The sequence below is a fragment of the Pectobacterium sp. CFBP8739 genome (genome assembly GCF_013449375.1).
Lineage (GTDB): Bacteria > Pseudomonadota > Gammaproteobacteria > Enterobacterales > Enterobacteriaceae > Pectobacterium.
Map to the genome: position 1 here is coordinate 37,085 of NZ_JACDRR010000006.1, position 22,159 is coordinate 59,243.

Annotated in this window: 18 protein-coding genes; 15 read left to right on the forward strand and 3 right to left on the reverse strand. The window is 52.4% G+C overall.

Annotated elements, in window-relative coordinates; genetic code table 11:
• The first annotated feature begins 381 nt into the window (after positions 1 to 381).
• From dnaK to nhaR, 4 genes are all read left to right on the forward strand, one after another.
• A complete protein-coding gene (gene dnaK, locus H0247_RS04625) occupies positions 382 to 2,289 on the forward strand; it encodes a molecular chaperone DnaK (RefSeq protein ID WP_180741482.1) in 1,908 nt (635 codons plus the stop codon).
• A gap of 107 nt (positions 2,290 to 2,396) precedes the next feature.
• The gene (gene dnaJ / locus H0247_RS04630; protein WP_180741483.1) at positions 2,397 to 3,533 is read left to right on the forward strand and encodes a molecular chaperone DnaJ; all 1,137 of its coding nucleotides are present in this window, start codon (positions 2,397 to 2,399) and stop codon (positions 3,531 to 3,533) included.
• A gap of 282 nt (positions 3,534 to 3,815) precedes the next feature.
• A complete protein-coding gene (gene nhaA, locus H0247_RS04635; RefSeq protein ID WP_180741484.1) occupies positions 3,816 to 5,012 on the forward strand; it encodes a Na+/H+ antiporter NhaA in 1,197 nt (398 codons plus the stop codon).
• Between the two features lie 32 nt (positions 5,013 to 5,044).
• Positions 5,045 to 5,959: a transcriptional activator NhaR gene (gene nhaR / locus H0247_RS04640; protein ID WP_180741485.1), complete on the forward strand. Its 915-nt coding sequence runs from the start codon at positions 5,045 to 5,047 to the stop codon at positions 5,957 to 5,959.
• Positions 5,960 to 5,996: 37 nt separating this feature from the next.
• Here nhaR and rpsT read toward each other — a convergent pair whose 3' ends face one another.
• Positions 5,997 to 6,260 (reverse strand): 30S ribosomal protein S20, encoded by a 264-nt coding sequence (gene rpsT / locus H0247_RS04645; RefSeq protein WP_010681770.1) that lies wholly within the window; start codon positions 6,258 to 6,260, stop codon positions 5,997 to 5,999.
• A gap of 425 nt (positions 6,261 to 6,685) precedes the next feature.
• On the opposite strand from rpsT, the gene ribF reads away from it, so the two are divergent.
• The 8 genes from ribF to carB all read left to right on the forward strand — a co-directional run bounded on the left by ribF (position 6,686) and on the right by carB (position 18,382).
• Entirely contained in the window at positions 6,686 to 7,627 is a 942-nt protein-coding gene (gene ribF / locus H0247_RS04650) for a bifunctional riboflavin kinase/FAD synthetase (RefSeq protein ID WP_180741486.1), read from the forward strand.
• 31 nt (positions 7,628 to 7,658) lie between these two features.
• Positions 7,659 to 10,472, forward strand: coding sequence for an isoleucine--tRNA ligase (gene ileS, locus H0247_RS04655; protein ID WP_180741487.1), 2,814 nt, complete (start codon positions 7,659 to 7,661; stop codon positions 10,470 to 10,472).
• Entirely contained in the window at positions 10,469 to 10,984 is a 516-nt protein-coding gene (gene lspA / locus H0247_RS04660) for a signal peptidase II (protein ID WP_180741714.1), read from the forward strand. Before ileS ends, lspA begins: the two co-directional genes overlap by 4 nt.
• The gene (fkpB, locus tag H0247_RS04665) at positions 10,984 to 11,457 is read left to right on the forward strand and encodes an FKBP-type peptidyl-prolyl cis-trans isomerase (protein WP_180741488.1); all 474 of its coding nucleotides are present in this window, start codon (positions 10,984 to 10,986) and stop codon (positions 11,455 to 11,457) included. Before lspA ends, fkpB begins: the two co-directional genes overlap by 1 nt.
• Positions 11,438 to 12,388 (forward strand): 4-hydroxy-3-methylbut-2-enyl diphosphate reductase, encoded by a 951-nt coding sequence (gene ispH / locus H0247_RS04670; RefSeq protein ID WP_180741489.1) that lies wholly within the window; start codon positions 11,438 to 11,440, stop codon positions 12,386 to 12,388. Before fkpB ends, ispH begins: the two co-directional genes overlap by 20 nt.
• Positions 12,389 to 12,727: 339 nt before the next feature.
• The gene (gene dapB, locus H0247_RS04675) at positions 12,728 to 13,549 is read left to right on the forward strand and encodes a 4-hydroxy-tetrahydrodipicolinate reductase (protein ID WP_180741490.1); all 822 of its coding nucleotides are present in this window, start codon (positions 12,728 to 12,730) and stop codon (positions 13,547 to 13,549) included.
• Positions 13,550 to 13,994: 445 nt separating this feature from the next.
• Positions 13,995 to 15,143, forward strand: a complete 1,149-nt coding sequence (gene carA / locus H0247_RS04680; RefSeq protein WP_180741491.1) for a glutamine-hydrolyzing carbamoyl-phosphate synthase small subunit — start codon at positions 13,995 to 13,997, stop codon at positions 15,141 to 15,143.
• Between the two features lie 14 nt (positions 15,144 to 15,157).
• Positions 15,158 to 18,382, forward strand: a complete 3,225-nt coding sequence (gene carB, locus H0247_RS04685) for a carbamoyl-phosphate synthase large subunit (RefSeq protein WP_180741492.1) — start codon at positions 15,158 to 15,160, stop codon at positions 18,380 to 18,382.
• A gap of 87 nt (positions 18,383 to 18,469) precedes the next feature.
• Here carB and H0247_RS04690 read toward each other — a convergent pair whose 3' ends face one another.
• Positions 18,470 to 19,084 carry a LysE family transporter gene (locus tag H0247_RS04690; RefSeq protein ID WP_180741493.1) on the reverse strand — a complete coding sequence of 205 codons (615 nt, stop codon included), beginning with the start codon at positions 19,082 to 19,084 and terminating at the stop codon, positions 18,470 to 18,472.
• A 203-nt stretch (positions 19,085 to 19,287) separates the two neighbouring features.
• Between H0247_RS04690 and H0247_RS04695 the strand changes: the two genes are divergently transcribed.
• The 3 genes from H0247_RS04695 to folA all read left to right on the forward strand — a co-directional run bounded on the left by H0247_RS04695 (position 19,288) and on the right by folA (position 21,103).
• On the forward strand, positions 19,288 to 20,061 hold the full coding sequence (locus H0247_RS04695; RefSeq protein WP_180741715.1) for a threonine/serine exporter ThrE family protein: 774 nt from the start codon (positions 19,288 to 19,290) through the stop codon (positions 20,059 to 20,061).
• Positions 20,052 to 20,522 (forward strand): threonine/serine exporter, encoded by a 471-nt coding sequence (locus H0247_RS04700; protein WP_180741494.1) that lies wholly within the window; start codon positions 20,052 to 20,054, stop codon positions 20,520 to 20,522. The genes H0247_RS04695 and H0247_RS04700 overlap by 10 nt, the downstream gene beginning before the upstream one ends.
• A 98-nt stretch (positions 20,523 to 20,620) precedes the next feature.
• Positions 20,621 to 21,103 carry a type 3 dihydrofolate reductase gene (gene folA, locus H0247_RS04705; protein ID WP_010299774.1) on the forward strand — a complete coding sequence of 161 codons (483 nt, stop codon included), beginning with the start codon at positions 20,621 to 20,623 and terminating at the stop codon, positions 21,101 to 21,103.
• A 94-nt stretch (positions 21,104 to 21,197) separates the two neighbouring features.
• On the opposite strand, the gene H0247_RS04710 is transcribed toward folA, so the two are convergent.
• Positions 21,198 to 22,103, reverse strand: a complete 906-nt coding sequence (locus tag H0247_RS04710; protein WP_180741495.1) for a LysR family transcriptional regulator — start codon at positions 22,101 to 22,103, stop codon at positions 21,198 to 21,200.
• Between the last annotated feature and the right edge of the window lie 56 nt (positions 22,104 to 22,159).

The window sequence follows — 22,159 nt, forward strand, 5'->3', positions numbered from 1 at the left end:
GTTATTGCCCGCCATTGTGTAGGGAAATGTCCCCATTTTTGCGGCGAGCGCGGCATCATATCGGGCGTTTGGAATGGACACAACATGGGGAAGGCAGAATAGTTTGATCGTACGAGGGATAAAGGTCATTTTTTTTCATCTTCCCCCCTTGATGATAGAAATGTTGGCCCCATCTTATTTCCAACCGAAACAGTTTGACCTGCCGCGAAGGCGTGTGTCGGGCCGTTACATCGGTGGTTAGCATGACAATGAAACGTGTGCTGCTGATGAAAACGAGGGTGTGTCGTTGGAAAACGAAAAATCTTGTTGAAAAATGACATTTCGCCCGCACAGTAGGTTTAACCACCACACCGAATATGACTTTTTAGTGGAGATGTTTAGATGGGTAAGATTATTGGTATCGACCTGGGTACAACCAACTCTTGTGTCGCGATTATGGACGGTACGCAGGTAAAAGTACTGGAAAATAGCGAAGGCGATCGCACCACGCCTTCAATTATTGCTTATACGCAAGATGGCGAAACTCTGGTTGGCCAACCGGCTAAACGTCAGGCAGTGACCAACCCAAAAAATACCCTGTTTGCTATCAAGCGTCTGATTGGTCGTCGTTTCAAAGACGAAGAAGTTCAGCGCGATGCCAACATCATGCCGTACAAAATTATCGCGGCAGATAATGGCGATGCATGGCTGGAAGTGAAAGATCAGAAAATGGCTCCGCCGCAGATTTCAGCTGAAGTGCTGAAAAAAATGAAAAAAACGGCAGAAGACTATCTGGGTGAAACGATCTCCGAAGCGGTTATCACCGTACCGGCTTACTTCAACGATGCACAGCGTCAGGCGACCAAAGATGCCGGCCGTATCGCGGGTCTGGAAGTCAAACGTATCATCAACGAACCGACAGCGGCAGCGCTGGCTTACGGTCTGGATAAAGAAGTCGGCAACCGCACTATCGCAGTTTACGATCTGGGTGGCGGTACGTTCGATATTTCCATCATCGAAATCGACGAAGTTGATGGCGAAAAAACCTTTGAAGTGCTGGCGACCAACGGTGATACCCACTTGGGTGGTGAAGACTTCGATAGCCGCATGATCAACTATCTGGTTGACGAATTTAAGAAAGAGCAAGGTTTCGACCTGCGCAATGACCCGCTGGCGATGCAACGTCTGAAAGAAGCGGCAGAAAAAGCCAAGATCGAGCTGTCTTCTGCTCAGCAGACCGACGTTAACCTGCCGTACATCACGGCGGATGCTACAGGTCCTAAGCACCTGAATATCAAAGTGACCCGTGCGAAACTGGAATCACTGGTAGAAGAGCTGGTTAACCGTTCTCTGGAGCCGCTGAAAGTGGCGTTGAAGGATGCTGGCCTGTCCGTTTCTGAAATTCAGGACGTGATTCTGGTGGGGGGGCAGACGCGTATGCCTCTGGTACAGAAGAAAGTCGCTGATTTCTTCGGTAAAGAGCCGCGTAAAGACGTGAACCCAGACGAAGCCGTTGCTATCGGTGCTGCGGTTCAGGGCGGTGTTCTGTCTGGTGACGTGAAAGACGTTCTGCTGCTGGACGTAACCCCGCTGTCTCTGGGTATCGAAACCATGGGCGGCGTGATGACGGCGCTGATCGCCAAGAACACCACGATCCCGACTAAGCACAGTCAGGTGTTCTCAACGGCGGAAGACAACCAGTCTGCGGTAACGATTCATGTTCTGCAGGGTGAGCGTAAGCGTGCGCACGATAACAAATCACTGGGTCAGTTTAACCTGGATGGTATTCAGGCTGCACCGCGTGGTATGCCGCAGATCGAAGTCACTTTCGACATCGACGCCGACGGTATCCTGCATGTTTCTGCTAAAGACAAAAACAGCGGCCGCGAGCAGAAAATCACCATCAAGGCATCTTCTGGTCTGAACGAAGAAGAAATCCAGAAAATGGTACGTGATGCAGAAGCGAACGCTGAAGCTGACCGTAAGTTTGAAGAGCTGGTTCAGGTACGCAACCAAGGCGATCATCTGCTGCACAGCACGCGTAAGCAGCTGGAAGAAGCGGGCGATAAACTGGCCGCTGACGATAAAGCTGCCATTGACGATGCACTGAAAGCGCTGGAAAGCGCGCTAAAAGGCGAAGACAAAGCAGAAATCGAAGCGAAAATGCAGGCGCTGGTTCAGGTTTCCGGCAAGCTGCTGGAAGCGTCTCAACCACAGCAAGGGCCTGAAGGTGCCGCTGATGATGCCTCTGCTCGTCGCGACGACGATGTCGTTGATGCTGAGTTTGAAGAAGTAAAAGATAAAAAGTAATCGCCCTTGAGCGGGCGCAGTAGCAGCCACAAGGCTATTGCTGGCAATCAGCACGGGCGTCGAGGAAACTCTGCGCCCGTGCACGCATGTTGAGGGCAGGAAAAGAAATGGCGAAGCAAGATTATTACGAAAGCCTGGGCGTTTCGAAAAGCGCGGATGAGCGCGAGATAAAGAAAGCCTATAAGCGTCTGGCAATGAAGTACCACCCCGATCGCAATCCGGGTGATAGCGAGGCAGAAGCCAAGTTTAAAGAGATCAAAGAAGCCTACGAGATCCTTACCGACTCGCAAAAACGCGCCGCCTACGATCAGTACGGCCATGCGGCGTTTGAGCAAGGTGGTATGGGCGGAGGCGGCGGTGGCTTTGGCGGCGGCGGTGCCGATTTTGGTGATATTTTTGGCGACGTGTTCGGGGACATTTTTGGCGGTGGCCGCCGTCAGCGTGCGAGCCGTGGATCCGATTTGCGCTACAACATGGAGTTGACGCTGGAAGAAGCGGTACGTGGCGTCACCAAAGAGATCCGAATTCCCGCGCTGGAAGAGTGTGATGTGTGCCACGGTAACGGCGCGAAGCCGGGTAGCTCTCCGATCACCTGTCCAACCTGTCATGGCAATGGTCAGGTTCAGATGCGTCAGGGCTTCTTCACCGTGCAGCAAGCGTGTCCGCACTGTCATGGGCGCGGTAAGATCATTAAAGATCCGTGCGTCAAATGCCACGGTCATGGTCGTGTAGAGAAGAGCAAAACGCTGTCGGTGAAAATTCCAGCTGGCGTGGACACGGGCGACCGTATTCGCTTGTCTGGTGAAGGCGAAGCAGGCGATCACGGTGCACCGTCAGGTGATTTGTACGTTCAGGTGCAGGTTAAAGCGCACCCGATCTTCCAGCGTGAAGAAAATAATCTGTACTGCGAAGTGCCGATCAACTTTGCGATGGCTGCATTAGGCGGTGAGATTGAAGTCCCGACGCTGGATGGCCGCGTGAAGCTGAAAGTGCCTGCGGAAACGCAAACCGGCAAACTGTTCCGTATGCGCGGCAAAGGTGTGAAATCGGTACGTGGCGGTGCGCAGGGCGATCTGCTGTGCCGTGTAGTGGTCGAAACGCCAGTTAATCTGAACGAACGTCAGAGACAGCTGCTGCAAGAGCTCGATGAGAGTTTCGGCGGCCCGTCCGGTGAAAGAAACAGCCCGCGTTCGAAAAGCTTTTTCGATGGCGTGAAGAAATTCTTCGACGATTTAACCCGTTAATAGCTTATCGTTAACGTGTAATCAAAAGACCGGCGGGGTAAACCCGCTGGTTTTTTTATGATTGGCACCTGTCCGCCATCTTGCGGCCGTTGCTGTGCACGTTGAAAAGGCTCCAAACATTTTTCATTCCTTCCTCCAGATAGCCTCAATTCAATAGATCGTTTTTTACGATGATTAAGCCAGTTTTAATCTGCTTTTAACGAGTAGTTAGATTGCGTAATCTTGCCAGCAAGAAAGCGGACGTACGGTATTGGTGTTCGCGCCTGATAGGAGATGAAGTCAATGATAACAATGATTCGCCGTTTTATCGGATTGGATGCGGCGGCTGGCATGATGCTGATGATGGCAACGGTTTTCGCGCTCGCGTTTGCCAATTGGTCTGTTACTGCTGCTGGTTATCAACAGTTCCTGATGATGCCAGTGGAAATGCGCTTTGGCGCACTGGAAATTAATAAGAATCTGCTGCTGTGGATTAATGATGGTCTGATGGCGATTTTCTTCCTGCTGATAGGTCTGGAAGTGAAGCGAGAGCTGGTTGAAGGCACACTAGCCAGCCGTCAACAGGCGATGTTGCCATTGGCGGCGGCAGTAGGCGGAATGGTTTTTCCCGCCTTGCTGTTTCTGCTTTTCAACGCGAATGATGAAGTGACGCGTCCTGGCTGGGCGATTCCCGCTGCAACGGATATTGCGTTCGCCATTGGTGTGCTGACGCTATTGGGCAAGCGTGTTCCCGCAGGGTTAAAAGTCTTCTTGCTGGCGCTGGCGATCATTGACGATCTGGGGGCTATCCTGATCATTGCCCTGTTTTATACGCAGCAGATCTTCTGGCCTGCGCTGGGTGGTGCGGTGTTGGCGATTGCCGCGCTTGCCTATTTGAACAGGCAAAAGGTCAGGAAAACATCTGCCTATTTGCTGGTGGGGATGGTCCTGTGGGTCTGCATCCTGAAATGTGGCGTTCATGCGACGCTGGCTGGGGTAATCGTCGGATTCTTTATTCCCTTGCGTACGTCCGACGGGGAAACATCTCCGGCAATCACCTTGGAGCATGGCTTACAAACGTGGGTCGCGTTTCTTATTATCCCGCTGTTTGCCTTCGCTAACGCAGGCATTGTGTTACAGGGAATTGTGCTGGAAAAACTGTTCTCACCACTCAGTCTTGGTATTGTAACTGGGCTACTGATTGGCAAGCCGCTGGGTATTACCCTGTTCAGTTGGCTAACCATCCGATTGGGTTACGCGCGTCTGCCCGTTGGCGTCCGTTTTAACCAGATCGTGGCGGTGTCCGTACTGTGTGGTATCGGTTTTACCATGTCGATATTCATTACGCTGCTGGCCTTTTCCGGCGGCGATGCGGAATTGATTACCTATGCCAAGCTGGCAACCTTGCTGGCATCAGGTCTGGCGGCGCTGCTCGGCTATCTGGCACTGCGCGGGGTGTTGCCTACGCTGGACAAGGCGGTACAGCCGTGTAAGGGCTGATGCTATGCCGGAGGCGCGAAGAGGGGGCGGGTGTGTCTCATTTGAATTTTAATCATCTCTATTATTTCTGGCAGGTTTATAAGTCCGGCTCCGTTGTCAGTGCGGCAGAAACGCTGTTCTTAACGCCGCAGACTATTACTGGACAGATCAAATGCCTGGAAGAGCGTCTGCAAGGTAAGCTCTTCAAGCGCAAGGGACGGGGGCTGGAACCGACAGAGCTGGGGCAACTTGTTTTTCGCTATGCGGATAGCATGTTCCAGCTCAGCCAGGAAATGTTGGATATTGTGAACTACCGCAAAGAATCGAACCTGCTATTCGATGTCGGTGTGGCAGATGCATTGTCCAAACGGCTGGTGAGTAGGGTGCTGGAAACGGTCGTGACGGAACAGGAGCATATTCATTTGCGCTGTTTTGAGTCGACGCACGAAATGCTGCTGGAGCAGTTGAGCCAGCATAAGCTGGATATGATTTTGTCGGATTGTCCGGTGGATTCAACGCAGCAGGAAGGGCTATTTTCAATCAAGTTGGGCGAGTGTGGCGTAAGCTTTTACTGTAAACGTCCTCAGCCCGAAAACGCTTTTCCTGCCTGCCTTGAACAGCGTAAGTTACTGATTCCAGGGCGGCGAACTATGCTGGGACGGAAACTGCTGAACTGGTTTACTGCGCAGAATATTCAGGTGAACATTTTGGGGGAATTTGATGATGCGGCGCTGATGACCGCGTTCGGCATTAATAATGACGCCATTTTCGTTGCGCCATCGCTGTATGCCAATGAAATCTACCAGCAGGGCGACATTGTCGAGATCGGCAGGATCGAGAACATTCAGGACGAGTATTACGCGATCTTTGCGGCCAGAATGATCCAACATCCGGCGGTACAGCGTGTGTGTAACGCGGATTTCTCTGCGCTCTTCTGTGATGCGACAGACACAAAAAAACCGGCCTGAGCCGGTTTTTTCTTAGCAACAACACGCAGGTGCGTGATTATTGCATGGCGTTGATGCGCGCAACCAGATTGGATTTATGACGTGCAGCTTTGTTCTTGTGGATCAGGCCTTTACCAGCCTGACGATCCACGATCGGTTGCATGTCATTAAACGCTTTCTGTGCCGCTTCTTTATCGCCAGTCGCGATCGCCGCGTATACTTTCTTGATGAAAGTACGCATCATAGAGCGACGGCTTGCGTTATGCTTACGGCGCTTCTCAGATTGTACGGCGCGTTTCTTAGCTGATTTGATATTAGCCAAGGTCCAACTCCCAAATATATTCAATCGAGGACAATTCAAAGGCCGTGGAATATGCTCGTTTAGCCTTCGTTTGTCAATGGATTTGTGCAAATAAGCGTCGTTTGTACGTCGACACTTGTTACGTTGTGATGGCGCAGGATTTTAGCAGCTTCACGCGGTGGAATACAGCCTTTCGCAGCAGAAATTCATCCTGAATGTGATAAAACCCTGTCTGCCATCGGTAAAGTCGGATTGTGCAGGGCATCGGCTATCTGGATATTCTGCGTCTGGGCGTCATTCATCGAGGATTCCGCTAAAAAACGTGCAAATGTTGGTACGATTTCCACAGTGGCGGCAAAAGGCGCGAATCGCGGGTTAACCTTACTCGCTGTACAAGGTATAATCCGCCGATTTCCATAATATTAACCCTTTGTTCTGGGCCAGCCATGCAGCTAATTCGCGGTATACACAATCTTCGGGCACACCATTACGGCTGTGTGCTCACTATTGGTAATTTTGACGGCGTGCACCTCGGACACCAAATGCTGCTTGAACGACTGAAGCAGGAAGGACGCGCTCGTGGGCTGCCGGTGATGGTGATGATTTTTGAACCACAGCCGCTGGAGCTCTTCGCGGCGGAAAAAGCGCCCGCTCGTCTGACGCGTTTGCGTGACAAGGTTAAATATCTGGCGCAGGCCGGCGTGGACTATCTGCTGTGCGTCAGATTCGATCCACAGTTTGCCGCCAACGATGCCGAGACGTTTGTTTCTTCCCTGCTGGTGAAGAAATTGGGCGTGAATTTTCTGGTGGTGGGGGATGACTTCCGCTTCGGGGCTGGTCGTCAGGGCGATTTCCTGTTATTACAGAAGGCTGGACGTGAGTCGGGATTTGATGTCATCAGCACCGATTCGTTCTGTAATGGCGGTAAAAGGGTTAGCAGCACGGCGGTGCGGGAAGCGCTCAGTCGTGATGAGCTTGAGCTGGCGCAAAGCCTGCTGGGCCATCCTTACAGCATTTCCGGACGTGTGGAACATGGCAAAGCATTGGGGCGAACCATCGGGTTTCCTACTGCCAATCTGCCGCTGAAACGTCAGGTTTCCCCTGTCAGCGGCGTGTATGCCGTCAGCGTTTATGGGCTGGGGCCCGAACCGCTGCCGGGCGTCGCCAATATTGGCACGCGTCCGACCGTAAACGGTGATCAACACCAGCAGCTTGAAGTGCATTTGCTGGACGTGACGATGAACCTCTATGGGCGTCATATTGAAGTCGTACTGCGTAAAAAGATCCGTAATGAACAGCGTTTTGCTTCGCTCGATGCGTTAAAACAGCAAATCGCCGATGATGTGGTGACAGCCCGAACGTTTTTCGGGTTAAAGACACCGGTTTAATTTTTCTAGCCGAAACGAAATCGAGAATCTAATGAGTGACTATAAGACTACCCTGAACTTACCGGAAACAGGGTTCCCGATGCGTGGCGATCTGGCCAAGCGCGAACCTGACATGCTGAAACGTTGGTATGAGCAGGATCTGTACGGGATTATTCGCAATGCGAAGAAGGGAAAGAAGACTTTCATTCTGCACGATGGCCCTCCGTACGCGAATGGCAGTATTCATATTGGTCACTCAGTTAACAAGATTCTGAAAGATATTATCGTTAAATCGAAAGGCCTTTCTGGTTACGATTCCCCTTATGTGCCGGGCTGGGACTGCCACGGTCTGCCGATTGAACTGAAAGTAGAACAGCTGATCGGTAAGCCGGGTGAGAAAGTCAGCGCTGCGGAATTCCGCGCAGAGTGTCGCAAATATGCGGCAGAGCAGGTTGCCGGTCAGAAAGCCGACTTTATTCGTCTCGGCGTGCTGGGCGATTGGGATCGTCCTTACCTGACAATGGATTTCAAAACCGAAGCGAACATTATTCGTGCGCTGGGTCGCATCATTGAAAATGGTCACCTGCACAAGGGCGCCAAACCCGTTCACTGGTGCGTAGACTGCGGTTCTTCACTGGCGGAAGCCGAAGTCGAATATTACGACAAAACCTCTCCATCCATTGATGTGGCATTTAACGCCAGCGACGTGGCAGCGGTATTAGCCAAGTTTGGTGTGAGTAGCGTAGAGGGCCCTGTTTCGCTGGTGATCTGGACGACGACGCCGTGGACGCTGCCAGCAAACCGTGCGATCTCACTGAATGCGGAATTCGATTATCAACTGGTGCAAATTGACGGTCAGGCGCTGATTCTGGCTGCCGATCTGGTTGAAAGCGTGATGAAGCGCGTCGGCGTGACGCAGTGGAGCGTTCTGGGCGGCTGTAAAGGCGCGGATCTTGAACTGCTGCGTTTCAAACACCCGTTCCTGAACTTCGACGTCCCCGCCATTCTGGGCGAGCACGTGACGCTGGATGCGGGTACCGGTGCGGTGCATACCGCCGGTGGTCACGGTCCTGACGACTATGTGATCAGCCAGAAATACAATCTGGAAATCGCTAATCCGGTTGGGCCGAACGGTTGTTACCTGAGCGGCACGTATCCTGAACTGGACGGCAAGTTCGTTTTTAAAGCCAACGATCTGATCGTTGAAATTCTGCGTGAAAAAGGCATGTTGCTGCACGTAGAGAAATTACAGCACAGCTACCCGTGCTGCTGGCGTCATAAGTCGCCGATCATTTTCCGTGCTACGCCGCAATGGTTTGTCAGCATGGATCAGAAAGGCCTGCGTAAGCAGTCATTGTCTGAAATCAAAGGCGTGCAGTGGATCCCAGATTGGGGTCAGGCGCGTATCGAAGCGATGGTCGCCAACCGTCCTGACTGGTGTATCTCCCGTCAGCGTACCTGGGGCGTACCGATGTCGCTGTTCGTTAATAAAGAGACGGAAGAGCTGCATCCGCGCACCGCTGAGCTGATTGAAGCCGTGGCCAAACGTGTTGAAGCCGACGGCATTCAGGCATGGTGGGATCTCGATCCGGCCGATATCTTGGGCGCAGACGCTGACAACTACGTCAAAGTGCCGGACACGTTGGACGTATGGTTTGATTCTGGATCGACGCACGCGTCTGTCGTGGATGTTCGCCCTGAATTCGGCGGCCACGCGGCGGATATGTATCTGGAAGGGTCTGACCAGCATCGTGGCTGGTTCATGTCTTCCTTGATGATCTCCACGGCGATCAAGGGCAAAGCCCCTTACCGTCAGGTGCTGACTCACGGTTTCACCGTTGATGGTCAGGGCCGCAAAATGTCTAAATCGATCGGGAATACCGTGAGTCCGCAGGACGTGATGAATAAGCTGGGTGCTGATATTCTGCGTCTGTGGATCGGTTCAACGGATTACTCTGGTGAAATCGCCGTATCTGATGAGATCCTGAAACGTTCTGCTGATGCCTATCGTCGTATCCGTAACACCGCGCGTTTCTTGCTGGCTAACCTGAATGGGTTCGATCCACAGCAACATATGGTGAAACCAGAAGATATGGTGGTGCTGGATCGCTGGGCGGTCGGCCGTGCGAAAGCGGCGCAGGAAGAGATCCTCGACGCGTATGAAAGCTATGATTTCCACCGCGTAGTGCAACGCCTGATGCAGTTCTGCTCGATCGAAATGGGATCGTTCTATCTGGATATCATTAAAGATCGTCAGTACACGGCCAAAGGTGACAGCGTGGCACGCCGTAGCTGCCAGACTGCGCTATACCATATCTCAGAAGCGCTGGTACGCTGGATGGCACCGATTATGTCCTTCACCGCGGATGAGATCTGGAGCTATCTGCCGGGCGAGAGAGCACAGTATGTCTTTACCGAAGAGTGGTATGACGGTCTGTTCTCGCTGGATAGCGCAGAAACCATGAACGATGCGTTCTGGGCGGATATTCTGAAAGTGCGTAGCGAAGTGAACAAAGTCATCGAGCAAGCGCGTAATGACAAGCGCATCGGTGGTTCGTTGGAAGCTGCCGTCACGCTGTATGCTGATGCCAATTTGGTCGATAAATTGAATCAGTTGCGTGATGAACTGCACTTTGCGCTGTTGACGTCAAAAGCGCTAGTTGAACGTTATGAAAATGCGCCGGATAGCGCGCAGGCAACGGAACTCACCGGACTGAAAATTGCCTTAAGTGAGGCAGAAGGGCACAAGTGTCCACGCTGCTGGCATTACGAGACGGATATCGGTAGCAATGCCGATCATCCTGAAGTGTGTGGTCGCTGTGCGACTAATGTGGGCGGTAACGGCGAAGAGCGTAAATTTGTCTGATGAATAAGATCTGTTCAAGTGGACTGCGCTGGCTCTGGCTGGCGGTACTGGTTTTGGTTATCGATCTTGGCAGCAAACAGTGGATTCTGGCCCACTTTGCGCTGGGGGATACGGTGCCAGTGATGCCTTCCCTGAATCTGCATTATGCCCGTAACTACGGCGCAGCGTTCAGCTTCCTGGCGGATAAAGGCGGCTGGCAACGCTGGTTCTTTGCCGGTATTGCGATTGCTATCGTGGTGGCGCTGTTGGTGATGATGTATCGTGGCAGCGTCAAACAGCGGTTGAATAACATTGCGTATTCGCTGATTATCGGCGGCGCATTGGGCAATCTGTTTGATCGGACATGGCATGGGTTTGTCGTCGATTTCATCGACTTCTATGTCGGCGACTGGCACTTTGCCACGTTTAACCTGGCTGATACCGCCATCTGTATTGGAGCAGCGCTCATTGTACTGGAAGGGTTTTTCAGTACGCATGATGATACTGATACCGTTAAGCAAAAGGGTCACTGATGTCCGAGACTGTGCAGCACAACAGCGCGCTGCTGGTGCATTTTATTCTCACGCTGGAGGATGGCTCCATTGCCGAGTCTACGCGTGAGCGCGGCAAACCAGCGCTGTTCCGCCTTGGCGATAGCAGCCTGTCTGATGCGCTGGAACAAAATCTGTTGGGATTGAAGCGTGGCGATAAACGCAAGTTTACGCTGCCGCCGGAGTCGGCCTTTGGGCCGACCAATCCGAACCTGATCCAATTCTTCCTGCGTCGTGATTTCGCTCAGACCGGTGTGCCGGATGTGGGCACCATCATGCTGTTCAGTGGTGTTGCCGGAAATGATATGCCGGGGATTATCCGTGATGTGACCGAGGAATCGGTCACTGTGGATTTCAATCACCCTCTATCCGGTCAGGCGATTACCTTCGATCTCGACGTGCTGGATATCGATCCCGTACAACAGGAGGTGGCTCATGCAGATCCTGCTGGCTAATCCACGCGGCTTTTGTGCCGGTGTCGATCGTGCTATCAGCATTGTGGAACGTGCGCTAGAGCTGTTTGGTACGCCGATCTACGTCCGTCATGAAGTGGTGCATAACCGCTATGTGGTTAACGGATTACGCGAACGTGGCGCCATTTTTATTGAGCAGATTGAAGACGTGCCGGACGGCGCGATTCTGATTTTCTCGGCGCATGGTGTTTCGCAAGCGGTACGGAATGAAGCAAAAAATCGTGACCTGACGGTATTTGATGCCACCTGCCCACTGGTAACCAAAGTACATATGGAAGTGGCCAGAGCCAGTAAGAAAGGTATAGAAGCGATTCTTATTGGTCATGCCGGACACCCTGAAGTTGAAGGGACGATGGGTCAGTACAGCAATGCGGATGGTGGCATGTATCTGGTGGAATCCCCCGAGGATGTCTGGCAGCTACAGGTAAAAGATGAAAGCAACCTGTGTTTTATGACGCAAACCACGCTTTCTGTTGATGATACCTATGCGGTGATTGATGCGCTGCGTGAGCGTTTCCCACAGATTGTCGGTCCGCGTAAAGATGATATCTGTTATGCCACGACCAATCGTCAGGAAGCCGTTCGCCATTTATCGGATAAAGCGGATGTCGTGTTTGTTGTGGGCTCTAAAAACTCCTCAAACTCTAACCGTCTTGCTGAATTGGCGCAGAGAGCAGGTAAAGCGGCTTATCTGATTGATTCAGCAGAAGATATCCAAGAGTCATGGGTAGAAGGTGCTTCGCATGTTGGGGTAACCGCAGGCGCATCCGCACCGGATATCCTAGTAAAACAGGTGATTCAGCGTTTGAAAGCGTTGGGCGGCAAGGTTGCCGTTGAAATGCAGGGACGTGAAGAAAACATTGTCTTTGAAGTGCCGAAAGAGCTGCGTGTTGAAGTCAAACAGGTAGATTAATGTTGTTTCTGCGGTAGGGTTTCCGCTCTACCGCTGTTATTCCTCTCTGTATTCTCCCTTCCTGTATTCACTCATGAAAATGTTAATGCATAAAAATGAATTTTTATGCGTTATGTCATGTGGTTTATTTTTGACCTTCTCGGCATGTCTTCAAACGCCTCACGGTTTTTTATCGCTTCCAGACGCGATTCTGCTGTCTGTGGTGAGACAGTTTTGCTGATTTTCTGCGGCTTCAAACAGTATTTTCTAATCTGGTGGTAAATCCGCTGGCGATAGTGCGCAGTGCCCGTTAACCTGATGTTATTTTTATGTCGTCAGGATCAAAAAGAGAGAGACATTATGAAGGATTCATCCATCCGTATTGCGGTTGTCGGCGCGGGCGGCCGTATGGGACGCCAGCTGATTCAGGCCATCGAGCAAATGGACGGCGTGGTATTGGGCGCGGCGCTGGAACGTTCTGGTTCGTCTCTGCTCGGCAGCGATGCCGGCGAACTCGCTGGGCTGGGTAAAAACGGTATTACCGTGAATGAAAGCCTGGATGTCGTGCAGAATGATTTCGATATTTTGATCGATTTCACTCGCCCGGAAGGCACATTAGCGCATCTGGCCTTTTGCCGTCAGCACCGTAAGGGCATGATTATTGGGACAACCGGTTTTGATGACGCAGGGAAGGCGGCGATTAAGCAGGCTGCGCAGGATATCGGGATTGTGTTTGCAGCGAACTTCAGCGTTGGCGTTAATGTCATGCTGAAGCTGCTGGAAAAAGCGGCCAAGGTCATGGGCGATTATACTGATATCGAAATCATTGAAGCACATCACCGGCATAAGGTGGATGCGCCGTCTGGTACCGCGCTGGCAATGGGCGAAGCGATTGCCGATGCGCTGGGGCGCGATCTGAAATCCTGTGCCGTGTATGCGCGTGAAGGTCATACCGGCGAACGCGATCCGAAAAGCATTGGTTTTGCGACCGTGCGAGCGGGCGATATTGTCGGTGAACATACGGCGATGTTTGCGGATATTGGCGAACGTGTTGAGATTACCCATAAGGCATCCAGCCGCATGACGTTTGCTAATGGTGCAGTAAGAGCGGCTATCTGGATTGGTTCGAAAGAAAGCGGTGTTTTTGATATGAGAGATGTGCTTTCTCTGGATGATTTATAGTTTTTAACTATTTATAAATAATCATATCATACTGATAAAGGTGGTTATTTTAATGATCACCTTTATTTTTAATGGTTACGTTTTAATTTCTTCTCCTTGTATGTTTTTATTCGTGTTTTGTTCGGTTTTTTCGCGGCAATACTTCCCCTTTACTCCTGAAATGTCCTTTGCTGGTGATTTGTTATCCTTATTTTAACGATGTTGCCTCGCAACCGTTTACTTACCTAAGTTGATGTGGTTTTTTACGTCAGTGGGCAGCGATTTATTTCGGAAAGCATAAAAATAAGAGAAAAAAAGCGGTTTGGGTAGACAATCAGGAAGACCATCATTAAAATGCGCCCAATTTGCCAAAAATTGGCCTTACAGGTAGTTTTTGCATTGATTTAGTGGCTCGAATCTGAATTAATATGCAAATAACGTGATTGTTTATTCCTTGGAGGGTGTTTTGATTAAGTCAGCGCTATTGGTTCTGGAAGACGGAACCCAATTCCACGGTCGGGCCATTGGGGCAGAAGGATCGGCAGTGGGGGAAGTGGTCTTCAATACGTCGATGACCGGTTATCAAGAAATCCTTACTGATCCTTCCTATTCCCGCCAGATTGTCACTCTCACTTATCCCCATATCGGTAATGTCGGCGCCAATGCCAACGATGAAGAATCCCCCTCTGTACAGGCTCAAGGTCTGGTTATTCGCGATTTACCTCTGACTGCCAGCAATTACCGTAGTGAAGAAAGCCTGTCTGAATACCTCAAGCGCAACAACATCGTCGCCATTGCTGATATTGATACCCGTAAATTAACCCGTCTGCTGCGTGAAAAAGGCGCGCAGAATGGCTGCATCATCGCGGGCGATGCACCAGATGCCGCTGTCGCACTGGAGAAAGCGAAAGCCTTCCCAGGGTTGAAGGGCATGGATCTGGCAAAAGAAGTGACGACGGCAGAAAGCTACAGCTGGTTACAGGGAAGCTGGACGCTGGAAGGTGAATTGCCTGCGGCGAAAAATGAAAGTGAACTGCCTTACCACGTTGTGGCGTATGACTACGGTGTGAAACGCAACATTTTACGTATGCTGGTGGATCGCGGCTGCCGCCTGACGGTGGTTCCGGCGCAGACGCCGGCTGAAGATGTGCTGAAGTTGAATCCAGACGGTATTTTCCTTTCTAACGGCCCGGGCGACCCAGAGCCGTGTGACTACGCGATTCGCGCGATCAAAACCTTCTTGGAAACCGATATTCCGGTATTCGGTATCTGCTTGGGTCACCAACTGCTGGCGCTGGCAAGCGGTGCGAAGACCATCAAAATGAAGCTGGGTCACCACGGTGGCAACCATCCGGTAAAAGATCTGGATAACAACTGCGTGATGATTACCGCACAGAACCACGGCTTTGCGGTGGATGAAGATAATCTGCCTGACACGCTGCGCGTCACGCACAAATCCCTGTTTGATCACACGGTTCAGGGGATTCACCGCACGGATAAGCCAGCGTTCAGCTTCCAAGGGCACCCAGAAGCGAGCCCTGGCCCGCATGATGCTGCGCCGCTGTTCGACCACTTTATTGACTTGATTCAGACTTACCGTTCTTCCGCTAAATAATCAGGAGCGAGACAATGCCAAAACGTACAGATATTAAAAGCATCCTGATTCTGGGCGCCGGCCCGATTGTTATCGGCCAGGCGTGTGAGTTTGACTACTCGGGAGCACAAGCCTGTAAAGCGCTGCGTGAAGAGGGTTACCGCGTTATTCTGGTGAACTCCAACCCAGCAACCATCATGACTGACCCAGAAATGGCCGATGCGACCTACATCGAGCCGATTCACTGGGAAGTGGTGCGTAAAATCATTGAAAAAGAACGTCCAGATGCGGTGCTGCCGACGATGGGCGGCCAGACCGCGCTGAACTGTGCGCTGGAGCTGGAACGTCAGGGCGTGCTGGCCGAGTTCGGCGTCACCATGATTGGTGCAACGGCGGATGCGATTGATAAGGCAGAAGATCGTCGCCGCTTTGACGTCGCGATGAAGAAGATTGGTCTGGACACCGCGCGTTCCGGTATTGCGCACACGATGGAAGAAGCGCTCGCCGTGGCGGCTGATGTGGGCTTCCCGTGCATCATCCGTCCTTCCTTCACGATGGGCGGCACCGGTGGCGGTATCGCGTACAACCGCGAAGAGTTTGAAGAGATCTGCGAACGCGGGCTGGATCTTTCGCCAACCAAAGAACTGCTGATTGATGAATCGCTGATCGGTTGGAAAGAGTACGAGATGGAAGTGGTGCGTGATAAGAACGACAACTGCATCATCGTCTGCTCCATCGAAAACTTCGATGCGATGGGTATCCACACCGGTGACTCCATCACCGTCGCACCTGCACAAACGCTGACCGATAAAGAATATCAAATCATGCGTAACGCTTCGATGGCGGTACTGCGTGAAATCGGCGTAGAAACCGGTGGTTCTAACGTCCAGTTCTCGGTGAACCCGAAAACCGGTCGTCTGATTGTTATCGAAATGAACCCGCGCGTATCGCGTTCTTCCGCACTGGCTTCTAAAGCGACGGGCTTCCCGATTGCAAAAATCGCAGCCAAGCTGGCGGTGGGCTACACGCTCGATGAACTGATGAACGACATCACTGGTGGCCGTACGCCAGCGTCCTTCGAACCGGCTATCGACTACGTTGTCACCAAGATCCCACGTTTCAACTTTGAAAAATTCGCCGGTGCCAACGACCGTCTGACCACGCAGATGAAATCGGTGGGTGAAGTGATGGCAATTGGTCGCACACAGCAGGAATCCTTGCAAAAAGCGCTGCGTGGGCTGGAAGTGGGCGCAACGGGCTTCGATCCGAAAGTCGATTTAGACGACCCAGAAGCGCTGACCAAAATTCGCCGCGAGCTGAAAGATGCCGGTGCCGAGCGTATCTGGTACATCGCCGATGCCTTCCGTGCGGGGATGTCGGTCGATGGTGTCTTTAACCTGACTAACGTCGATCGCTGGTTCTTGGTGCAAATTGAAGAGCTGGTACGTCTGGAAGAGCAAGTGGCAGAAAAAGGCGCCACCGCGCTGGATGCTGACTTCCTGCGTATGCTGAAGCGTAAAGGCTTTGCCGATGCGCGTCTGGCGAAACTGGCTGGCGTGGCGGAAAGCGAAATTCGCAAACTGCGCGATAAGTTCGATCTGCACCCAGTGTACAAACGTGTCGATACCTGTGCGGCAGAATTCGCGACCGATACGGCTTACATGTACTCCACGTATGAAGAAGAGTGTGAAGCGAATCCGAGTCAGGATCGTGACAAAATCATCGTACTGGGCGGCGGACCAAACCGTATTGGCCAAGGGATCGAATTTGACTACTGCTGCGTCCACGCTTCTCTGGCGCTGCGTGAAGATGGCTATGAAACCATCATGGTCAACTGTAACCCTGAAACGGTTTCAACCGACTATGACACATCTGACCGTCTGTACTTCGAGCCGGTAACGTTTGAAGACGTGCTGGAAATTGTCCGTATCGAGAAGCCGAAAGGCGTTATCGTGCAGTACGGTGGTCAGACGCCGCTGAAACTGGCGCGCGCGCTGGAAGCGGCAGGCGTGCCGGTGATCGGTACTAGCCCGGATGCGATTGACCGGGCAGAAGACCGTGAGCGTTTCCAACAGGCTGTTAACCGTCTGGGGCTGAAGCAACCTGCTAACGCGACGGTAGCGACGATTGAGCAGGCGGTAGAAAAAGCGCGTGGCATCGGTTACCCGCTGGTTGTGCGTCCTTCTTATGTTCTGGGCGGCCGCGCGATGGAAATCGTGTATGACGAAATTGACCTGCGTCGTTACTTCCAGACCGCCGTTAGCGTGTCCAACGATGCGCCAGTGTTGTTAGACCGCTTCCTTGACGATGCTATCGAAGTCGATGTTGATGCGATCTGTGACGGTGAACGTGTACTGATTGGCGGCATTATGGAGCACATTGAGCAGGCTGGGGTTCACTCCGGTGACTCGGCGTGTTCACTGCCAGCCTACACGCTGAGCAAAGAGATTCAGGACGTGATGCGTCAGCAGGTTGAAAAACTGGCGTTTGAACTCTGCGTGCGCGGCCTGATGAACGTGCAGTTTGCGGTGAAGGATAATGAAGTTTATCTGATTGAAGTGAACCCGCGTGCGGCACGTACCGTACCGTTTGTCTCGAAAGCGACGGGCGTTCCGTTGGCGAAAGTCGCGGCACGCGTGATGGCAGGCAAAACGCTGGCTGAACAGGGCGTCACCAAAGAGATTATCCCGCCGTACTACTCAGTCAAAGAAGTGGTGCTGCCGTTTAACAAATTCCCAGGCGTTGACCCGATTCTGGGGCCAGAAATGCGTTCGACCGGTGAAGTGATGGGCGTTGGCCGCACGTTTGCTGAAGCGTTTGCCAAAGCGATGCTGGGTAGCAATTCGCACATGAAGAAGACCGGACGCGCGCTGCTGTCGGTACGTGAAGGCGATAAGGCTCGCGTGGTCGATCTCGCGGCCAAGCTGCTGAAGCACGGTTTCGAACTGGATGCAACGCACGGCACGGCCATTGAACTGGGTGAAGCGGGTATTAATCCACGTCTGGTGAACAAGGTGCATGAAGGCCGTCCGCACATTCAGGACCGCATCAAGAATGGCGAGTACACCTACATCGTCAACACCACCGCAGGGCGTCAGGCGATTGAAGACTCCAAGCTGATTCGCCGTAGCGCACTGCAATACAAGGTGCATTACGACACCACGCTGAACGGTGGTTTCGCCACGGCAATGTCGTTGACGGCCGATCCGACGGAGAAGGTGACCTCCGTGCAGGAAATGCATGCGATGATGAAAGGCTGATTGACCGACTTCGGTAGGCAGTAAGTCGATAATGGAGGCCAGCGTTGGCAACAGCGCTGGCTTTTTTACTGGGGAGCGTTTTGAATGTTAACCCAGCGCGACTTTGATACCCAAGGCGATAAGCACCGTGCCCAGCAGTTTATCCACCAGTTTCTGTACCTTAGCTAGCCCACGCCGCACCGGCTCACTTTGGAAAAGCAGCACCAGCACTGGCCACCAGATGGCCGCGAGCAGCCAGATAATCATGGCATACCACAACTTTTCACCGAAACCAGAGTGAATATTCAGGACCTGTGTGAATACTGCCAGAAAAAACAGTGTCGCTTTTGGATTAAGCAGGTTACAGAGGTAACCTTGCAGGAACGCTTTTTTCAGACTGACGCTCTGTTGCCCCTGAGTTGATACATCCATCTTGCTGCCACCGCGCGCGAATAATGCCTGAATACCGATCCAGATTAGATAGGCGGCGCCAGCATATTTCAGTACATTAAATAGCCACGGCGTCGTCGTGATGACGACGGCCAATCCGGCGACGCAGTACGCCATATGGGTTGCAACGCCGCAGATTACGCCAAACGCAGTCATCATCGCGGCGACGCGTGGATAGCGTGTGGCGTTCTTGATAATGAGGAAAAAGTCCGGGCCGGGAGAAAGCATTCCCAGCGTGGCGATGGTGGCGACAAACAGCGATGTTTCTAGCATGGTCATTCCAGAGGGCGAAAGGAGTCAGAATGGTTGAAATGATAGCGCCAGAATAATGAATTCGCATCATGCTTATTGGTTATTCGTCGGTGATATGTTAACAATTATCCTTTCATTTTTTGTGGTTAATTTCAGGGGCGGATTGGGATAACAACATGGTCAGTGAATGTGAGAACCGTGAATTACTAAGTAATACAAAACGGATGGGTGAAGCGCCACAGCAGCGGGAAATCACCCGGCTGTGCATCCAGTGCGCACTGCTGCTATTACAGCATGGCGCAGAGAGTATGGTCGTGGAGCAGCTATCATCACGGCTGGGCATAGCGCTGGGTGCTGATAGCGTTGAGAGTTCCATTTCGGCAAACTCGATTGTCCTGACCACCATCATGCAAGGTCATTGCCTGACGTCAACACGAAAGAATGTGGACCGTGGCATTAACATGCACGTTGTCATTGAAGTTCAGCATGCGGTCATCATGGCCGAGCATAAACTGCTGGATGTGGCGGGTGTAGAAAAGCGTCTGGGGAACATCAAACCCTTGCGCTACCCGCGCTGGCTGATGGTTTCCGTTGTGGCGCTCTCCTGCGGCTGCTTCAGCCGTTTGAATGGCGGCGGGTGGGACGCGTTTATCGTCACGCTGATTGCCAGCGGTCTGGCGATGTACGTTCGGCAGATCTTTACGGCTCGGCACCTGAATCCGTTGATCAACTTCTGCATTACTGCGTTCGTCGCCACGTCGGCATCTGGGTTATTGATGCGTTTACCGGTTTTTTCTCAAACCTCTACGGTGGCGATGGCGGCGAGCGTGCTGCTGTTGGTTCCTGGTTTTCCGCTGATTAACGCCGTGGCGGATATGTTTAAAGGGCACGTGAATACCGGTCTGGCGCGCTGGACGGTGGCGAGTTTACTGACGCTGGCAACCTGTATCGGTGTAGTGATGGCGTTATCACTGTGGGGGTTACGCGGATGGGCTTAAGTTTACTATGGGCGCTCTTGCAGGATATGGTGCTGGCGGCTGTTCCGGCGTTAGGGTTTGCGATGGTCTTCAATGTTCCGCTAAGAGCATTGCCTTATTGTGCGCTGCTGGGCGGCGTCGGGCACGGCGTACGGTTTTTGGCGGTCCACTTCGGTATGAATATTGAGTGGGCATCGTTTTTGGCAGCGATCCTGATTGGTATCATCGGTATTCGTTGGTCACGTTGGCTGTTAGCGCATCCGAAAGTCTTTACCGTCGCGGCCGTAATCCCGATGTTTCCAGGGATTTCTGCCTACACGGCGATGATTTCGGTAGTGGAAATTTCGCATCTTGGCTACAGCGAGGCGCTGATGAACGTCATGGTGACGCATTTCCTGAAAGCGAGTTTTATCGTTGGCGCGCTTTCTATCGGCCTGTCTTTACCGGGAATCTGGCTCTACCGCAAACGGCCGGGAGTATAAAACTCTTATATTACGTTTCGGTCTCGTATCTATATCGACGAGCGAAAGGGCTTTCCGTATAGTGTCAGCAATTTTCTGACCTACAGGGTTTTTTCACCATGGTTATTAGTTTGATTGCTGCACTGGCAGTGGATCGCGTAATCGGTATGGAAAACGCGATGCCGTGGCATTTGCCCGCCGATCTGGCATGGTTTAAGCGTAATACGCTGAATAAGCCGATTATTATGGGGCGTAATACTTTCCGTTCTATCGGTCAGCCGCTGCCCGGCCGACTGAACATTGTCGTCAGTAATCATCCCGGTGATGACGATCGTGTGACCTGGGTCTCTTCGCTGGATGCTGCGCTGGCGGCGGCGGGTGACGTTGAGGAAGTGATGGTGATTGGCGGCGGCAGTATTTATCAACAAATGCTGGCGCAGGCTAACCGTCTTTACCTGACGCACATTGATGCTGAAGTGGAAGGCGACACGCATTTCCCTGACTACGAGCCGGATGAATGGCAGTCTGTTTTCAGCGAATTCCATGATGCTGATGAGCGCAACTCACACAGTTACTGCTTCGAAATTCTGGAACGCCGTTAACCGCGCTTTCCTGCTATAGCGTCCTGTCAATAAATACGGATCGCTCACCAAACCCGCTTTATTGCGGGTTTTTCGTTTTTTTGAATCGATGTTTTTAATTTGCCGCCTGACAACGTTCCCAAATGGCTTGTCTCAGCCAGCGATGTGCAGGATCGCTCTCGCGTCGTGTGTGCCATACCTGCTGGAAGGCAAAATCGGGTATTGGGAATGGCGGTGGAAAAATGTGTAAATCAGGCGTGTTAACCCGCGCCATGCTACGTCGCGCGGCAGTTAAAATCAGATCAGTACCGGCAATGAGGTTGATGGCGGCATGCCAGTGTGGCAGCGTTAGCACCACATTACGCGACAGGCCGCTTGCAGCCAGCGTGTTGTCCACTTCATTGGCAGAATCAGGATGCATGGTGACCAGAACATGTGGCCGCTCCAGCCATGCCTCAAGCGACAGCGTACCGTTTTCTGGCAGTGTGGCATGGTCGGCCAGACAGGCAAACTGCTCTTCAAAGAGAAGCTCGGCGTGCACCTCGGGTGGGCGTGTGGGGAAAACACCGAGACCTAAGTCGATTTCTCCATCGATCAACTGTGCCAGCATCATTTCACGACCGGCATGACTGACGGCCAGCGAAATGCCGGGTGCCTGCGCGCGCAGATGCTGCATGAGCGTTGGCAAGACGGCATTCGTACCGTAATCGGAGAGCGCTAAACGGAAATGCCGCGTGGTATGGCGCGGATCGAACTGCGGTGTCTGGATGAGCCCGTTCAACTGATCCAGCGCCTGTTCCAGCGGATCGAGTAGCGCCTGAGCGCGGGTCGTCAGCGTCAGGCCAACTTCACGCCGGACTAGCAGCGGATCGTTAAAAATCTGGCGAAGCTGTGATAGTGAATGGCTGACGGCAGGCTGACTGCGGTGCAGACGCAGCGCTGCCCGCGTGACGTGTTTTTCCGTCAACAGCGCATGCAGCGTTAACAGCAGATTCATATCGATACGACGCAAATCATCCATTATACGAATACCTTCTGTATGAATTACGAATTTTCATTATTTTAATGGATGGTTGA